Genomic DNA, 15,890 nt, shown 5'->3' with positions numbered 1-15,890 from the left:
CCGACTAACGGATACTTTTGAGGGCTCTATCGGTTAGAATTGCACCCGATACGGTCAAAACGCGATGTGAGAAATTACTGATATCGTCGTTTAACAGCAATCGTCAGTGTCACAGATGTCGTCGTACTGAATCCCTGTCTCCTCGCTGATAGCCTCGTTGCACTGTATCAGGACAGTCTCGAACTCGAAGTCATCCACATCGGACTGCATCGCTGCAAGTTCCTCGCCGAGCGCTTCGGCCGCGTCTAACATGTCTTCGTCGGTGGTACTCAACAGCACCCACCCCCAGTTGACTGGGCGAACTGCTGACCGATCTGCTCACTTATTACGTCGTTGGTCTCCTGGAGCAGTTCGACAAGCGCTTCCTGCGCTTCGCGGTGGCGCTGGATCGTGTCAGTTTCGTCCATCTCCAATTTGAGATCCTGGAGTTCGCTCATGAGCGATTGGTCGAACCCACCTTGTTGCATCTGTCGTTGTTTTTGCTGGAATTCCTGCAGCAATGCCGACGCCTCCGAGTCCTCTTCAAGGGCTTCGCTGGCCTCAACGAACTCTTGATAGGTCTCTGACTCGGTGAGTGTCTGCATGAATGTCTGGAGTTGCTCTTCAACGGCGGCCTCAGAGGATTGCCCTTCGCTCATGAGATGGTCACCTCCTGCTCTCGCTCCGTCAGGTCCGAGAGACCGGTAATCTCGCCACCGAACGCGCGCAGTTCGTCCAGCCCGATCGGTTCGTCCCGACGCAGCGGCGCGAGCATCATCGGTGTCTCGAAGCGGTCCTTGATTTCGCCGAGGTATTTTTCCTGCTGAGCTCGCCGATTCGCGAAGAAGGCGTTATCGCCGTACTCCTCAGGCAACAGGTAGTTCGCGACGACGAAGGCTGTCTCGATACCGACCTGGTCTTTGAGGTCTTCAGCCGCACGGTAGGCCTCCATCATTGGTGTGTATTCGGGGTACATGACGAACGCGAAGGAACTCTGCTCGGGGTCCTGCATCGTCTCGATGACCTCGTCGTACTGGTCGCCCTTCGCCGGAGCGGCCCCCTTCGTCAGTGAACCCAGATCCATGAAGCCCTTCCAGTCGGACGGGAGTTCCAGCAGGCGGAGCGTGTGGCCTGTCGGGGCCGTGTCGAAGACGACAATATCGTAGCCGTCTTCCTGGAAGTAGCTCACGAACTTCTCCAGTGCGGCCATCTCTTCGGCACACGGTGACTCCAGCTCTTCCTCGACGTTACCGATGGCAGCCTCAACGTCCAGTTCGGTGTCCTCCTTGTCCGCGTACATTTCCTGGACGTGGGATAGCACCTGCTCGCGGTACTCTTCGAGGGCCTTCTCTTGGTCGATGCGAGCCGCGTCGAGATTCGCCTGACTGACCGACGTCGGTTCGTGGCCAACCGGCTCGCCGAAGATGTCTTCGAGATGAGCGGCCGGGTCGGTCGTGACGACGAGCGTCTGGTAGCCGGCCTCCGCGAGCTTCGTCGCCGATGTCGCGGCGACGGTGCTCTTGCCGACACCGCCTTTCCCAGTGAAGAACAGGTAGCGAGTGTCTTCGCCAGGCGTCAACTGTTCGGCGACCGACTCGGGGTCGGCCAGCGTCTCGACGTTGACTGACTGGTCGGTGTCGACGTCCGTGGCAGAGCCAATTTCGACGGTCGCTTCCTCGCCGTCGTAAATGACACCGCCGACATCAGAGAGCAAATCCAGGCCAGCGATCTCACCGGGCTGGAGTGGATAGGTTGCTGTGGCGTCTGCGTCGAACTGGGTCTTCGCCCGCTCGACGACCGCCTGTTCGTCCTCGCGTTTCCCCTCGAAAAAGGGGTCGTCACAGACCGACTCGGGGAGGTAGCCGTTGACCACGAGTAGCTGTGAGTTGATACCAAGTTCGCTCAAGTCCGAAGCGCTGCGCTCTATTTCGTCGAGCGAGGAGTCCTCGGGCTTGCCGACGAACGCGAAGGTCGTCTGCTCGTCATCTTGGAGCGTGTCGATGGCCCGCTCGTACTGGGTCTTCTTGTCCTCCATCGAGGCGGCAGGGCCGATACAGGTCGAGCCACCCTTCTCCAGTTCGGCGTTCCAGTCGGAGGGCAGTTCCATCAATCGGATGGTGTGGCCAGTCGGTGCGGTATCGAAGACGACCACGTCGTACTCCGGGGACTCCATGAAGTCGACGAAATTGTCGAAGGCCGCGATCTCATCGACACACGGACTGTTGAGTTGCTCCTCGACGGTCTCGAGCTGTTCGTCGTCAAGCAGTTCCCGCATCGGTTCGATGGTCTCTTGGCGGTACTCCTCGGCGGCTTGATCCGGGTCAATTTCGATGGCCGAGAGGTTGCCGATATCGTTGATTTCGGTCACCTCGTGGCCAATCTCCTGCTGGAAGATGTCCGAGAGGTTCGGCGCGGGGTCAGTTGTTACCAGCAGTGTTTCATAGTCGTTGTCCGCTAACCACGTCGCCGTAGCACAGCTGACAGTGCTCTTGCCGACGCCACCCTTCCCGCTGAAGAAAACGAATTCGGTATCTTCGCTGCTCGGTTCGACGATTTTCCTGGCTCCAGTGTGTGTACTCATCGGTTATGCTTCCTGTGGGGTACTCTGCGCGTCGCTCAGTTCGTTCGCGAGTTCGTCGTAGGAGAGATACTCCGATTTCGCGACGATGTCGCCGTCGACGACAGTAATCGGGAGTATCGATGGACCGTTCTCCTGAACCATATCGTAGATGCGCTGGGTGTTCAGAAACTGGTCGATGTTGTGTTGCATATTCGCCCGCACTACCTCAACATCGTACTCGTCTTCGAGTTGGTCAAGGGCGGCGCTGACCTCGACGAGTTCGTCGTCGGGGTCCGGTCCACAGACGCCGGTGGAACAACACATCGCTTCTTCGTACAGGGTGAGTTCAGTCATAGTATTTCGGAGTCGTTCAATTGAATTGGTAATCTGCTTGAGTCAGTTTCAACCGTATCGGAACTATTCTGCCGGATTCAATTGAACATTAATTCATATATACTTCAAGCCTTCGGTCAGCCAACGATTCCGTCCGTTGCCCGCGGTTCATCATCAGGACCGCGTTTACTCGACGGCAGCGCGCGGATCTCCTGACGAGACTAAGCGCACTTTTTCTCCCGAAATTTTGTACTAGTTAATCGTTTCATGTGAGCTCTAAGCCGTATTATCGGGTTCTATCATCTCACCCCTCGCCAATGATACTGGTTACGTGTTGCTGTCCGCTGCAATACAGTAATGAATGAGTATATACTAAAACAATCTCGTTTTGATGTTGCTGTTTTTGCAACCTATACTCCACAACACTTACTTTACTATCTCCTCAACCTATGTGTATGTCATCAACCGAGCGGTTACAACGGTATCTCTCCGAAGAAAGCGGTAGCTGTGGTGATGCGGAAGTGGACCAGCGACTCGCCGAACTCGAAGAACTGGACGCGGCCGCGGGCGGTCCCGATCTTGAATCGGACGTAAGTGTGTTGTCCGCGCTCGCCAATGAAACGCGGTACAAAATCGTCCGGATCTTACACATTGCCGACGGAGAGCTCTGTGTCTGTGAGTTCTCGCCGCTGCTGGATGTCAGCGACAGCGCCATCAGTCACGCGCTCTCCCAGCTCACCGATGCCGGACTCCTGACTCGCCGGAAAGACGGGAGATGGCGGAAATACCGAACGACAGCACGGGCAAACGCGCTGCTGGTCGCACTCGACGGGTCTCGGAAATGAACGATCTACCGACTGAGAGTTGTAGCGACCAGTGTAGTTCACAGACGAGAGTTTATTACCGACACGCCGGATTGAGTGCCTATGACCGATAACTCGACAACGAAATTTGGGTTCGTCTGTGTACAGAACGCCGGCCGGAGTCAGATGTCAGCAGCCTTCGCCGAGCAGGAACGTGAGCAGCGCGGTCTCGAATCCAGCGTCGAGATACTTACCGGTGGGACACGGCCTGCTGATCACGTGCATGAGGAAGTTGTCACGGTCATGCGCGAACTCGACATTGACCTCTCAGACCGGATACCTCGGAAAGTCTCGACAGCCGAACTGGAATCGTGTGACATGGTCGCAACGATGGGCTGCTCGACCTTGGAACTCGACGCGGAAACCGTCGATGTCCGTGATTGGGCACTGGACGACCCTGATGGGCAAGATATGGAACGTGTCCGCGAGATCCGAGACGATATAGCCCACCGTGTCAAAGACCTCTTCGACGAGTTCTCCCCCGGCTACTAATTAATAATAAGCATACTTTCGGTGTTGTGAGTGGGCAGTGTTTACCTGTGGAAATCCTGGAATCTCGACAAACCTTCATGGGCGACACACTGTTTCGGACCGTATAGATACTAAGTCTATATGATACAAAACAACTCTTGTGCTGGCATGTTAGACGGATTCTTGAGCCTGTCGTGGGCAGCCTCCCGTAGTGGCTGCAACTCGTGACTCTGAACGCACTGTCTTTCGACGGATCGCACAACAGTCATACAGTGAGTGGCCAGCATATGATTCGACACCACTGTACGACCGGAGTTCTCTTGGCGGACTCGAAGAAGACATCCGGACTGTTGCCTCCACATGGTTCGACCACGAGGCCCACAATTCCGTCGACGAGTTTACGTCCCATTACCCAGTAGCGTATTTTCAGTTTCGACCACACGACCAGTATTCGGAAGCCACCCAGTACGGGATGACCCAACTGTTCCGACTGTTTCTGCTCAAAGAAATTCACGGCTGGACCCACGAAACGTCACTTCTCACGTACCTCACCCACCACCCTAACCTCCGTGAGCAACTGGGCTTGGGGAACGTCCCAGACCAGTCGACGCTGTGGCGTACATGGCACGAACGGTTCACTGCAGAGTTTCGTGAGACAATTGAGGCGGTTGCGCGGACGGTTCTAATCAAAGCTCAGGACGCGGGTGTTGCTGTTCCGCAAGAGCCAGAACGACACCTTCCATTTCAGCGTGACGAGGAAGAATCAGACACTAGTGACCAAGCTATCCTCGACGAAGCAGCACCGATTACGGACCATGTCAGCCGTGTCGTCTTCCCAGCCTTCTCACTGAATCGAGACGACGGCTGTGAGATCCATGAGAACGCCTACTGGGACTTACAAACGCATCTCGGACTTCGTGAGGGGCTGGCTGCTAACGAAGGAGCCCGAAGCTTCGTCTATGAATCGACCCGGGATCGGACACCGCTGGGTCACGCTCATCGCGAGCACATCCGCGACCTGTCGATTGAACAGTCTCGGGAGATGTATCGCCAAGCAATTGACCGTCTATTGAACGAGTTAGCAGGGAGAGAGGAATTCGTTCGAGCGGGTATTGTCGCTATCGATATTACGGAAGCCGACCCGTTCACAGGCGATAGGACTGGGCATGAAGACGAAATTATCGGAACGAAAGAGCAAACTGATGAGTACGCCTACCAGTGGGCGACAGTCCAACTGGTCGGGAACGCTGTCCCAATCGTACTGGATGCGCGACCAGTTCGGAAGGGCGAGAGTCGGAAAGAGATCGTCGAAGACTTGCTCAACTCTGCCGAGGAACTGGTCCATGTCGATAACGTGTTGATGGATCGGGAGTTCGACAGCCAGCATATTCTGGAGATGCTCAGCCAGCGCAGACTGTCGTATGTCGTGCCCAAGCGGATGCAGACCAGCGAGAGAGCCCAAGCCAAACGCCTGCTCCAGCGGGGTCAAGACCGATACGAGACCGACAGGAAGCTCCATCTCGGAAAGAACGAATGGCACGAGACGACGCTGATCTACCGACGGAAGGAGGATTCTGAACACGACGACTACCGGCAGTACTCGGTATTCATGTCCAATCGCGGTAGTGGCTTCCTTACTGAGTACGGGTACCGGTGGGAGATTGAGAGCGGCTATCGGTCGATCAAACGCTTCATGGCCGCGACGACATCCAAGGATTTCGGGTTACGATTCTTCTACTTCGCGTTTGCGTGTCTGCTATACTCGATTTGGCGAGCGGTGGATCTGCTCGTACGGGTCGAACTAACTGGTGAATACGAGCATTCGCTGATTGTGACGGCCGATAACACGCTAACGCTGTTGAAGAAGGAAACCGGAATCGGGTAGAGAGCCGACTCAATTCGGGTGAATACGGAGTTTGAGTGGCTACACTATCGAAAATCTTCGGAATCTGGTAATATTATCAGTAGTACAATATGAATGGCTGATTGAGAGGTAATCTGGAGCTGTTTTCGGTCGACGATTCGGCCAAATACATGCATTACAGGCCCGCTAAAACCGCTGTAGTCTCAACTTCCCATCCAATGGTTTTGATATAGCACTATGTAGTTTATAAGGTAGAGAACTGGCGTCTGATGCGCTGAAATCACCCCAAACGGTGGAATTCTGGGTTTCAGTTTAGGTTTGTATTAATGTAGTAAGCACCACCAGTTTTACCCGCACCGCCGCTGTACGGGAAGCATGGATCGTCTTCCGCCTGAGTACGACGCTACTCCCGGGGATGACGCCCTCGAAGCAGCCATCGACAAACGACTCGTCGATATCGACTCCGGGCGCTACCGAACCAACGTCGCCAGCGTCCTCCGAAAGTTCGCAGCATGGAGTCGCGACCAGCACGGAATCAGCAGCTCTGAGGAGATTGACGACGACGTCTGTCGACAGTACGCTCGTGATCTTGCCCGGGCCGAGGACCAGGACGATATCTCCCCAGAGACAGCACGACGGTACTTCGCCTATCTGCGCTCGTTCCTCACTTGGGCTGTCTACGAGGGTCTGATCCAGACAAACCCGGCCAAGACCAACCACGCCGAAGACCCGCTTCCGACCGACGAGACAGAGAGTGACCAGCAGTACTGGACCACACGCGACCGAGAAGCCATCTGTGCGACTGCCACTGCTCGCGTCGATGAAGCCGGCGAGAGCGAGGATATCGACCGCACGGCAGCCTACCGCGATCAAGCACTTGTCTTCCTCCTCGCCTATTCTGGGGCTCGCAGCGCAGAACTCGTCGCCGTCTCCGACGATCAAGACCGCAACGGCCTTCGGTGGCGGCACGTCGATCTCGACGCCGGTACGATGCAGGTGTTCGGCAAGAATCGCACTCGTGAATCTGCGCCGATCCTCGACGACGGTCTCGATCCACTCCGACGCTGGAAGCAACTTCGAGAGCCCGATGGCGACGAGGCTGTGTTCCCTAGACTAGACAACGCGGCAAAAGCGCTTGACCCGACGCCGTCGATCACAACGCAGTCGGCCCGGGATATCCTCGCTGACCTCTGTGACTGGTCTGCCTACGACTTCGAGGAACCGCTGAAACCCCACGGCGCTCGTCGTGGCCTCGGTCGGGAAATCTATCGCGAAAATCCACAGCTGGCACAAGATGTGCTGCGGCACAAGTCCATCGAGACGACACACAAGGGCTACGCTCAGGAGGCCGCAAAGCGGACACGCGACGAAGCGAATGAGATTGTTAGCAGCGAGTAGGAGTGAACAGCGACATCGGCAGGACAGCAGCCTACCGCAATCAAGCACTTGTCCTCCTTCCCGCGTACTCAGGTGCTCGCAGCGCGGAACTCGTCGCTGTCTCTGATGATGAAGAGCGGAACGGCCTCCGGTGGCGTCACGTCAACCTCGACGCCGGTACGATGCAGGTGTTCGGCAAGAATCGTACCCCGTGAGTCTGTACCAATCCTCAACGACGCTTTCGATCCACTCCGGCGCTGGAAGCAACTTCAAGAGACTTCTGACGACGAGACTGTGTTCCCCAGACTCGACAACGCTGCGAAAGCGCTTGATCCGACGCCGTCGATCACAACGCAGACAGCCCGCGATATCCTCGCCAAACTCTGCGAGTGGTCCGACTACGAGTTTGAGGAGCCACTGAAGCCACACGGCGCTCGCCGGCGTTGTGATGATCATCGCTGGGATCGGTCAACTCGATCTATCAGTTATCGTATGCTGATACGACGATTGAGGTGTACGGGCAGTATGTCTCTGATGATACAATACTGTTGTGGTGAATACACCAAAGTGGAAACCATGGGGCTACCCATAAACTATTGTGCCGTAGCGTGAGGTGAATGGATCCAATCACACTATTGAGTGCCGTCGATCCGGTATGGGTGACATTGCTATCTCCGGAACTCGCAAGCCGTATGCAATTCGGATGGACGATTTCCGTTCACATCATCTTCGCGTCCCTTTCGATCGGGCTCGCGCCGTTTATTATCTACTTTACTTGGAAAGACGTGCGGACGAGCGAGCGGCGGTATGCGCGATTGCGCTCGTTCTGGGTGAAAGTTTTCGCCGCCGGCTTCGTGATGGGTACAGTCACCGGGATTCCGATGAGCTTCCAGTTCGGCACAAACTTCCCACAGTTCGCCGAGGTGGCCGGTGAACTGATCGGCGGCCCGCTAGCCTTCGAAGCGAAGATGGCGTTCTTTTTAGAGGCCGTCTTCCTCGGCGTGTTGCTGTACGGCCGCGACCGCGTCAAAGATCGGACATATATCATCTCGTCGGTACTCGTCGGCTTCGGTGCCTGGCTGTCGGGGTTCTGGATTTTGATCGTCAACGCTTGGATGCAGACCCCACGGGGCTACGAGATGGTCACCCGCAACGGGATGGAAATCGCCAAACTAACCGACCCGTTCGCCGCGTTCTTCACCCCGCGAATGCCCTGGATGTACGTCCATATGATGAACGCGTCGGTGATCTCGGTCGCACTGCTGGTCGCGGGCGTCTCGGCGTACATCGTCTGGAAAAAGCCCGACGCTGAAGCCTGGAACACCGCACTCAAGCTGGCTGTCGTACTCCTGATCGTCTCCGCACCGTTCCAAGCGGTCCACGGCGACGCCTATGGCCGCCACGTCGAGGACACCCAGCCACAGAAGTTTGCCGCGATGGAGGCTCACTACGAGACGGGGCAGGCCGACCTACACCTGCTCGCGTTTCCGAAGTCACCTGAGGCACTCACCGACCCGCGCGCCGAGAATCTCGTCACCGTGAGCCTTCCCGCAGTCGGGTCATTCCTCGCCAGTGGCGGGGACTTCGACGCCGAGGTCATCGGACTGAACGAGTACGAGGAGAACCCCCCCGTAGCACTCGTGTTCTGGTCGTTCCGTTTCATGGTCGGGCTCGGGTTCCTGTTCATCGGGCTCGCGCTCTGGGGCGGGTTCCTCATGTACCGAGGCCGGTTGGCCGACAGCACACGCTACCTGCAAGCGATGATCGCTGCATCGCCGTTCGGCTACGCTGCGTTGCTCACCGGCTGGTACGTCACTGAGATCGGCCGGCAGCCGTGGGTCATCCAGGGCGAGCTCAAAACGAGCGAGGCGGTGTCATCGACGCTCACCGGGGCCGAGGCGACACTGACCCTAGGCGGGTTCGTCGTGCTCTACGTCGGGCTGATGCTGACTGCGCTGTACATCCTGAAGTGGCTGGTCCGGGAGGAACTCCGGTCACTCGGCGTCCGAAAGTCGAGTGGCGGCCGCTGGCACGGCCCGATTCCGTGGGTGAGTAGCGATGACTGACCCGCTGTTGCCCGTCGACGCCTACCTCGTCGAATCGCTGCCAGAGATCTGGTTCGGCGCCGTGCTGTTCGCGTTGGGGATGTACGTCGTCCTCGACGGGTTCGACTTCGGTATCGGGATGCTTTACGCGACCCGGACGGACGAACGCGAGCGGGAGACGTTCCTGGCGGCGTTCGGACCGGTCTGGGACGCGAACGAGGTGTGGGTCGTCGCCTTCGGGACGATGCTGCTAGCGGCGTTCCCGCGCGTGTACTCGCGCCTCCTGGCGGACAACTATCTGCTCGCGCTCGGGTTCGTCGTCGCGTTGGTGTTCCGCGGCCTCGGTCCGGAGCTCCGCGAGCAACGCGACGACGAGCGCTGGAAGCGCTACACTGACTACGCGTTCATCGGCGGGAGCGTGTTCACGCCGCTCTTGTTGGGGATGCTCGCGGGTCGCTGGCTGTTCGGCGGGGCGACGCTACCAGTGGCGTTGACTGGCGTCGGCCTAGTCGCCGTCTCGATAGTCACGGGGGCGGCGTTCCTCGCAGCCAAGACCGAGCCCGGTCTGGCATCGGAACTGCGAGCGTACGGCATCGGTGCGACACTGGCGTACCTTGGCGGTGTGGTCGTGCTGCTGGGAACCGTCGTCGTGACCGATGCGGGCGGTGCTGCCGACGCGGTGCTCTCGCTGCCCGTCGCTGCAGTCGTCGCTCTCTCGGTCGCTGTCGGGCTAGGCGGGAGCGTACTGGCCAGACGTGATCGGTACCAAGCCTGGCTCGCGAGCGCGCTGGCGCTGCCCACACTATTGACGATCTTAGTCGCAATTCTGCTGTACCCGACGATTTATCCACCAACCGGGCTGCTGGTTAGGGAAGCGGTCGTGTCGCCACTAGCGCTGAACCTCGTGACCGTCCTCGGGTTTCCGGTCCTGCTGCTGGTACTGTGGTACTTCAAGTTCCTCTACGGCGTGTTTAGCGGCCCTATCGAGGGAGAGGGCTACGGGGGGTAACCACACCAACCTCTCGTCGTTCCCTTCTCCGCTCAGTACTGGTGGCTCTCCGATCGGCGATGTGTGCGATATGATAGAATCACATCCTCGCGATAGTGTATCTCTCTCGGCGTCACACATCACCAGTGCCGGCAACTGGAACGCGACGGAGCGTATCGGCTTCGGACTTCTGAGGACTGCATTGTCTCGCAGTTTGTCGAGCAGACACTCTAGCTGGGGCCATCGAAGGAAGGGAGTTCCATATGCATTGAGAACGCCGGCCTCAACTTCTGAAATTATGCGATTCCACTGGACTGGCGATGCTGATAATCGCCAAAGCCAAGCAGTGAAAAAAAGAGGGCACCAAGGAGGGTGAGTCACAGTCCAAAGCCGATACCTCTCCCGAACGCTCGATCCACTCTATGAATCTTGTACAGCGCGTATAGGCTTTTTATCAGATAATCGTATTGGCTAATAAATAGACTACTCGGGCGCAACGACATCTTCACACGTCGGACACTCCGCCCAGATACCCTCTGTACCATCGTCTTTCTCGTATTCAACCAGCAGCCACGGAGTTGTGATACGCTCGTCGCAGTTTGGACAGCGGCCGAGACTCTGCGTGTCATCAGGCATGGAAGGGGATGAAAGGAGCGTGTGACAGTGTTCCTTCGACGTAAAAATTGCCTATCCTCGGATATAAGCGTTTAGCCACTGTCTCGCGCTAATTAACAGAACCGTGTGCTCTGCCGTCGCGGTCACACCCACCCAAAACCGCTTAGCAGTATAATAGAGAGTCCTACTCGTCGCGTTAATCGCCTGCCTCGTCTTCCCCTGGCTGAACATCCCGAAGCCGATCACTGATCTCCTGCTCGTACTCTTCCAAGAGTTCGTAGAACTCCGCAATCGTCTCCGCAGCAGTCTCACCCTTCGACTTGATCGTCATACTGTCTTCGTCTCGCGTCCCGGTTCCTCGTTTCATCCGGGCCTCCATACTGCACCCAAAGTCCGTTCGTTCGACCTTTTCAACCGAATCTGGAGCCGTATCCGGCCCTGTGTCTGATTCTTCTGACATTGTTTCTCAGGACGCTCTCACTGGAACGCCCCGCACCCGACTGGGGCGCACAAAACAGCCTCAATCGCTGCTCTCGAACGCACCCAGACTGGCCTGTTCACTCGGGACAGACGTCGTGACCGGCGGCGTCCGGTCACCCGAATCCATCTCTGTCTGCTGTTCTGAGCCGGACTGGCTCCCTCCTTCGACCGTGTTCTCGAAGGCGTCGGTCATCCACCCGTGAAGATCCTCGACCGCCTCGTCGTCAAGTTCACGAACGCTCCCACCCATCGGAGAGTAGGAGGTCTCCCACGCCCGCTGGAACTCGACAGTCAGCGAGTCACCTTGCACGATGTAGGCGTCTAGATTCAGGAAACAGCAATTCAGCGCGGTCATGCGGGCACACAGTGGGTCCTTGTCTTGCCCGACAAACAGCGCGTCTGGCTGTTTCCGACCGGCAGTCAAGAGCATCCGACCGCTCCCACAGGTCGGGTCACAAACCGTCTGTCGGTCGTCGGTATCGTTCTCGTCGACGACACCAGCAATCTCTACCATCGTCTCGCAAACCCTGTGTGGTGTGAAGTGCTGCCCGAACGCATCGCTAGACACCCCGTATTCCTCGTAGACTGCGCCCAGAACATCAGCATCCGTGGCTGCCATCCGCTCTTGCAGCTGGCCGAACGCTTTCGAGAAGAGGTCGACCGACCGCTGCCCGTCAGGGTGGTCCATGTCACCGCGCTCTCGATAATCGTCGACGATCTCCAGGTACGGATCGTCCCGGCGTTGGAGTGCGAACAACATGAGGTTGACCCAGTCTCGGAAGACCGTGTGGGCGCTGTGCCCGCGTTGGCGAATCTGTGCAAGCGTTTCAATGATTTCGTCAACGTCGATCTGTGGCGAAGCCATACTCTCTCAGCCCACAGAGAGTCACAAAATCCGGCCACCCCACAGTCAGGAGTCTGGTCAGGCGTTGTACTGGCGTTCCCAGTCGAGTCGGGCTTGAAGCTCTCGACGCCCACGATTGGTGACTAGGTAAGAATTCGTCCGTCCGTCTTTCTTCCCTTTCTCGAGGAGACCTTTGTCGATGAGCGTATCTAGATTCGGATACAGTCGGCCGTAGTGGATCTCCTTCCGGTAATACTCTTCAATTTCGTCTTTGATCGCAACACCGGCCGGTTCGGATTGCCCAGCGACCACGAACAATAAGTCTCGTTGAAACCCTGTCAGATCGTCCATATTGGCTGGTTGAATACGAAGAACAAGTGTATTGCCATGACCTCGCCGCCGTCACTCCAAATCGTACAGGTCCCTGACCGAGCGGGAATAGTGGTCCTGACTGGGGTCTGGTACAGGGTCAGCCTCGTCTATCTTCTTTGAGATGACGCTGGCAAACTGCTTGGGAGGCCTCCAACTACCGTCAATTTCGCGAGCTTCGGACTCTTCGACGACTGCGTGCTCACCGTCAGCAGTGACGTATAGAACGCGCATTCCCGGCTTCTCGCTCAACGGACCCCGGAGCAACTTCCCAGTCCGTGTATTGACCAGCCACTCAAGCAAGAGTCCAGCCCGGCACTCAATTGCGTACAGTTGCACTTCGTCTTCTTCGGGAGATTCTGTGCGACCGTTGTCGGCCCACGACTGGGGCAGCGACCGATTGTCAGTCTCGTCTTTCCAGCGCCACTTCAACTTTTTCTGGCCAGTATCACCACGTCGGTATTTACTGCTCATAATTGGATTCTCTCAGCCATCGGAGAAGCACAAAATCCACCGCTGGTTACCTCTGAGACAACTTTTTTGCTGTTTGAGTGTGTGCGTGTTAGGACGAGGACTCATCATGAAAACAGCCGAGTCCCCCACCACGACCAGCGAATGTTCGCTCACAGATCAGCGGGTTTCCCGCCAGCCCAGCGGCACCCGCGACCTTGACTTCCAGCAGATCCGAGATGACCGGTCAGCAACGTGGAACGCTGCTCTTGATGCTGCTGTCGATGTCACGGACGGCGGCCGTCCAGACCTGTTCCTCGTCTCCGTCGACAACGACTGTCCTGCGAACTGCTCGCTGGCCGAGCATCCCAACGGGACCCACGCCGGCTGGTGCAGCTGCGACGTCTTCCAGGCGACAACCGTCTGCCCGCATCTCTGTGTTCTTCGCCAGCACGCTGCCCTCAACGAACTTAACCTGCCAAGAAAAGAGTAGCAGTTGAACGGGATCAGCCGCTCTCAAACTCGACACCAGCCAGCGGTCGCACGTCGACGCGCCCGCTCCGGTCATAATCGAGACACTGGCACAGTCGTTCTCGAACCGTCGCCTGCGAGCACGGTTCGATACCAACGCCCAATCGTTGATCGTCTCGGATCTGGGCATACGCAGCGTCGACGTCCAGCGCCGTGTGCTCGACCCGACACCAGATCGTCTTCGCTCCAGTTTGGTCTAGATCAGTCACGTACCGAGCAGCCACTGCCTCGTGGCGAAGTTCGACGAGGACTTGCTCGACAAACGACGCGACCTTAGCTGGCGACCGGAGCGCTGGCGGTGAGTCAAAAACGGTCCCAGAGTCGTGCTGTGCTACTGTCTTAGGAGTACTGGTAACTGACATAGATCTTTTCAGGACGCGCTTTCTGGCCCGTCCTGCACCCGACTGGGACACACAAAACAGTCGGTCAAGGCCGCTCACTCAACAATGGTCTCCGCAATCTGTTGGTACCACCGTCGGGTCGTCGTGATATCGAGGTCCGCCGTCTCGCTGATGGTCGCCTGTGTCAACCGTATATCTGACTCTTGGCCAGCGATGTAAAGCGCACCCGCGGCGACACCGTCCGGTCGCCCGTTGATGTCCGTCGATCTGGTCGCCTCCTCAGCCAGTGCCAGCGCCCGCTGGCGAATCCTTGGAGTAACATCCAGTGGAAGGTCCGAACAGATCCTCGCCACCCAGTCCACCGGCAGCGAAACCGGGATCGGCAGTTCGAGTTCGGTCAAGAGCGTCCGATAACAGGTCCAGATGTGCGACGTGGAACACCGGGCAACGTCGGCTACCGTCTCCATCCTGACGAGGCCGTTGCATCGACAGGCGGCGTACACGGCGGCCGCTGCACCGCCCTCAATCGACCGCCCGATCAGCAGGTCTGCCTTCTGTGCTTCCCGGAAGAGCGTGGATGCCTGCTCTTTGACCGCTTTACTTTCAGACAGCGCACTTCCAATCCGTCGGATTTCGCCAAGCCCGTGTGCGAGGTTCCGGTCGCGCTTGCTGTTGAACTTCGACCGGCCGTGGAGTCGTCGCTGGCGAGCAAGCCGTTGACGCCGTCTCGACGAGATATCTGAACTCTCAGTCGACCCGATATCTGTCGACAATCCTCGGTCGTGGCGAGTCACCGTCCGGGGAGCCCCTGTCCGCTTCTGTTCCTCCCGATTGTACGCTCGCCACTCGGGGCCACGGTCGACCTGTTCTGCCTCGACCACCAGGCCACAATCCGTGCAATGCGTTTCCCGCCCACTGCTGTCGAGTGTTCCGCCACACTCGGGACAGGGCTGTTGTGATGCAACCAGTTCGGTCTGGACAGTTCGTGAAGCCATCGAGAATACGCCTCTCGCTCACCAGAGGGGCAGAAAACACGCTACTGGGCCGTTACGCGTCTGGCAACTTTCCATCCGGCCGGGGGACTCGCTCGGCGTTGATCTCGATGTCGACCCGGCGAAGATGCTTGCACCGCTCAGCGACATCGGGACAACTGCACGTCTCCTCAAGCACATCTACCGCGTAGCGACTGTCCGACGCTGAGTGAACCTCGTAGCGGCCCGGCTTTGCCAGAAACGAGACGTCGATATCTTCTTGTTTCGCTCGCTTCGTTCGTGGCTCGTCCTCAGAGTGGACAGCGAAGGGGTCGGCTGCCGGGTCTGTGACGCCGCTGTCATCGAACCGAACCTGCATGACTCCGCCGTCGGGGACTGCTTGCTGGGGTTCGCCGTCGACGTGCATACCAAACTGGTCGTCCAGCGCGTCGTCGTCCACCCACTGCGGAATGGGCCGCTTGCCGGTCGCGAAGGCGACTCGCTTCTGGTGTTTGCATTCCTCACCGGGATTGTACTGCTTCCACTTGCACTCGCAACTGCCTGTCCGAGCGTCGACAAGGTACTCTGAGCCGGACCCGGAGTTGACCAGGAAGAGGTCGTCGGCGTTTCGTGCCCGCCCAATCGAGTCCAAGACGGTCATGACTTCGGTCAGCGCCCGAACGGTACGGCTGTTCGGCGCTGCGTCCTCGATATCGCTGACGTCGATGCCTCCGGCGTCGCTACTGGATTCCGTTGTAGCCATGAGTGACAGGCGGAACGCCCTCTATGGGACGCCCCTCACCCCCATG

Annotated in this window: 19 protein-coding genes and 1 pseudogene; 8 read left to right on the top strand and 12 right to left on the bottom strand. The window is 57.8% G+C overall.

Annotated elements, in window-relative coordinates:
- Positions 1-90: 90 nt before the first annotated feature.
- Genes hcsS through arsD form a run of 4 tightly spaced genes read right to left on the bottom strand, consistent with a single transcriptional unit; the run spans position 91 to position 2,893 of the window.
- Entirely contained in the window at positions 91-279 is a 189-nt protein-coding gene (gene hcsS / locus Har1129_RS04480) for a halo-CC-star protein HcsS (protein ID WP_151099597.1), read from the bottom strand.
- The gene (gene hcsL / locus Har1129_RS04475) at positions 270-638 is read right to left on the bottom strand and encodes a halo-CC-star protein HcsL (protein ID WP_151099596.1); all 369 of its coding nucleotides are present in this window, start codon (positions 636-638) and stop codon (positions 270-272) included. The genes hcsS and hcsL overlap by 10 nt, the downstream gene beginning before the upstream one ends.
- Complete coding sequence (arsA, locus tag Har1129_RS04470) at positions 635-2,560, bottom strand: arsenical pump-driving ATPase (protein WP_151099595.1); 1,926 nt, start codon at positions 2,558-2,560, stop codon at positions 635-637. Before arsA ends, hcsL begins: the two co-directional genes overlap by 4 nt.
- A 3-nt stretch (positions 2,561-2,563) precedes the next feature.
- A complete protein-coding gene (gene arsD, locus Har1129_RS04465; RefSeq protein ID WP_151099594.1) occupies positions 2,564-2,893 on the bottom strand; it encodes an arsenite efflux transporter metallochaperone ArsD in 330 nt (109 codons plus the stop codon).
- Positions 2,894-3,327: 434 nt separating this feature from the next.
- Here arsD and Har1129_RS04460 point away from each other — a divergent pair, with 434 nt between their 5' ends.
- The 7 genes and pseudogenes from Har1129_RS04460 (at position 3,328) to Har1129_RS04430 (ending at position 10,501) form a co-directional block, all read left to right on the top strand.
- Complete coding sequence (locus tag Har1129_RS04460) at positions 3,328-3,717, top strand: metalloregulator ArsR/SmtB family transcription factor (protein ID WP_151099593.1); 390 nt, start codon at positions 3,328-3,330, stop codon at positions 3,715-3,717.
- 81 nt (positions 3,718-3,798) lie between these two features.
- Entirely contained in the window at positions 3,799-4,227 is a 429-nt protein-coding gene (locus tag Har1129_RS04455; protein ID WP_151099592.1) for a low molecular weight phosphatase family protein, read from the top strand.
- Between the two features lie 190 nt (positions 4,228-4,417).
- Complete coding sequence (locus Har1129_RS04450; protein WP_151099591.1) at positions 4,418-6,091, top strand: transposase; 1,674 nt, start codon at positions 4,418-4,420, stop codon at positions 6,089-6,091.
- Between the two features lie 354 nt (positions 6,092-6,445).
- Positions 6,446-7,468 (top strand): tyrosine-type recombinase/integrase, encoded by a 1,023-nt coding sequence (locus tag Har1129_RS04445; protein WP_151099590.1) that lies wholly within the window; start codon positions 6,446-6,448, stop codon positions 7,466-7,468.
- Positions 7,469-7,479: 11 nt separating this feature from the next.
- Positions 7,480-7,888, top strand: a pseudogene (locus Har1129_RS04440) (tyrosine-type recombinase/integrase); the annotation flags it as partial.
- A 176-nt stretch (positions 7,889-8,064) separates the two neighbouring features.
- A complete protein-coding gene (locus tag Har1129_RS04435) occupies positions 8,065-9,513 on the top strand; it encodes a cytochrome ubiquinol oxidase subunit I (RefSeq protein ID WP_151099589.1) in 1,449 nt (482 codons plus the stop codon).
- Positions 9,506-10,501 carry a cytochrome d ubiquinol oxidase subunit II gene (locus tag Har1129_RS04430; RefSeq protein WP_053969488.1) on the top strand — a complete coding sequence of 332 codons (996 nt, stop codon included), beginning with the start codon at positions 9,506-9,508 and terminating at the stop codon, positions 10,499-10,501. Before Har1129_RS04435 ends, Har1129_RS04430 begins: the two co-directional genes overlap by 8 nt.
- Positions 10,502-10,963: 462 nt before the next feature.
- On the opposite strand, the gene Har1129_RS20415 is transcribed toward Har1129_RS04430, so the two are convergent.
- The 5 genes from Har1129_RS20415 to Har1129_RS04405 all read right to left on the bottom strand — a co-directional run bounded on the left by Har1129_RS20415 (position 10,964) and on the right by Har1129_RS04405 (position 13,262).
- Positions 10,964-11,116, bottom strand: a complete 153-nt coding sequence (locus Har1129_RS20415) for a hypothetical protein (protein WP_191906253.1) — start codon at positions 11,114-11,116, stop codon at positions 10,964-10,966.
- A 175-nt stretch (positions 11,117-11,291) separates the two neighbouring features.
- Positions 11,292-11,555: a hypothetical protein gene (locus Har1129_RS04420; protein ID WP_151099588.1), complete on the bottom strand. Its 264-nt coding sequence runs from the start codon at positions 11,553-11,555 to the stop codon at positions 11,292-11,294.
- A 60-nt stretch (positions 11,556-11,615) separates the two neighbouring features.
- Positions 11,616-12,440, bottom strand: coding sequence for an N-6 DNA methylase (locus tag Har1129_RS04415; RefSeq protein WP_151099587.1), 825 nt, complete (start codon positions 12,438-12,440; stop codon positions 11,616-11,618).
- A 57-nt stretch (positions 12,441-12,497) separates the two neighbouring features.
- Complete coding sequence (locus tag Har1129_RS04410) at positions 12,498-12,770, bottom strand: helix-turn-helix transcriptional regulator (protein ID WP_004516566.1); 273 nt, start codon at positions 12,768-12,770, stop codon at positions 12,498-12,500.
- 51 nt (positions 12,771-12,821) lie between these two features.
- Positions 12,822-13,262 (bottom strand): hypothetical protein, encoded by a 441-nt coding sequence (locus Har1129_RS04405; RefSeq protein WP_151099586.1) that lies wholly within the window; start codon positions 13,260-13,262, stop codon positions 12,822-12,824.
- Positions 13,263-13,368: 106 nt separating this feature from the next.
- Here Har1129_RS04405 and Har1129_RS04400 point away from each other — a divergent pair, with 106 nt between their 5' ends.
- Positions 13,369-13,731, top strand: a complete 363-nt coding sequence (locus tag Har1129_RS04400; protein WP_151099585.1) for a hypothetical protein — start codon at positions 13,369-13,371, stop codon at positions 13,729-13,731.
- Positions 13,732-13,744: 13 nt separating this feature from the next.
- Here Har1129_RS04400 and Har1129_RS04395 read toward each other — a convergent pair whose 3' ends face one another.
- The 3 genes from Har1129_RS04395 to Har1129_RS04385 form a co-directional block, all read right to left on the bottom strand.
- A complete protein-coding gene (locus tag Har1129_RS04395; protein WP_151099584.1) occupies positions 13,745-14,131 on the bottom strand; it encodes a hypothetical protein in 387 nt (128 codons plus the stop codon).
- Positions 14,132-14,205: 74 nt separating this feature from the next.
- Complete coding sequence (locus Har1129_RS04390; RefSeq protein ID WP_151099583.1) at positions 14,206-15,105, bottom strand: transcription initiation factor IIB family protein; 900 nt, start codon at positions 15,103-15,105, stop codon at positions 14,206-14,208.
- A gap of 52 nt (positions 15,106-15,157) precedes the next feature.
- Positions 15,158-15,844: a hypothetical protein gene (locus Har1129_RS04385; protein WP_151099582.1), complete on the bottom strand. Its 687-nt coding sequence runs from the start codon at positions 15,842-15,844 to the stop codon at positions 15,158-15,160.
- Positions 15,845-15,890: the final 46 nt, after the last annotated feature.

This window comes from Haloarcula sp. CBA1129 (assembly GCF_008729015.1).
In the GTDB taxonomy this organism is placed as follows: Archaea; Halobacteriota; Halobacteria; order Halobacteriales; family Haloarculaceae; genus Haloarcula.
This window is presented reverse-complemented; position numbering and strand designations above follow the sequence as displayed.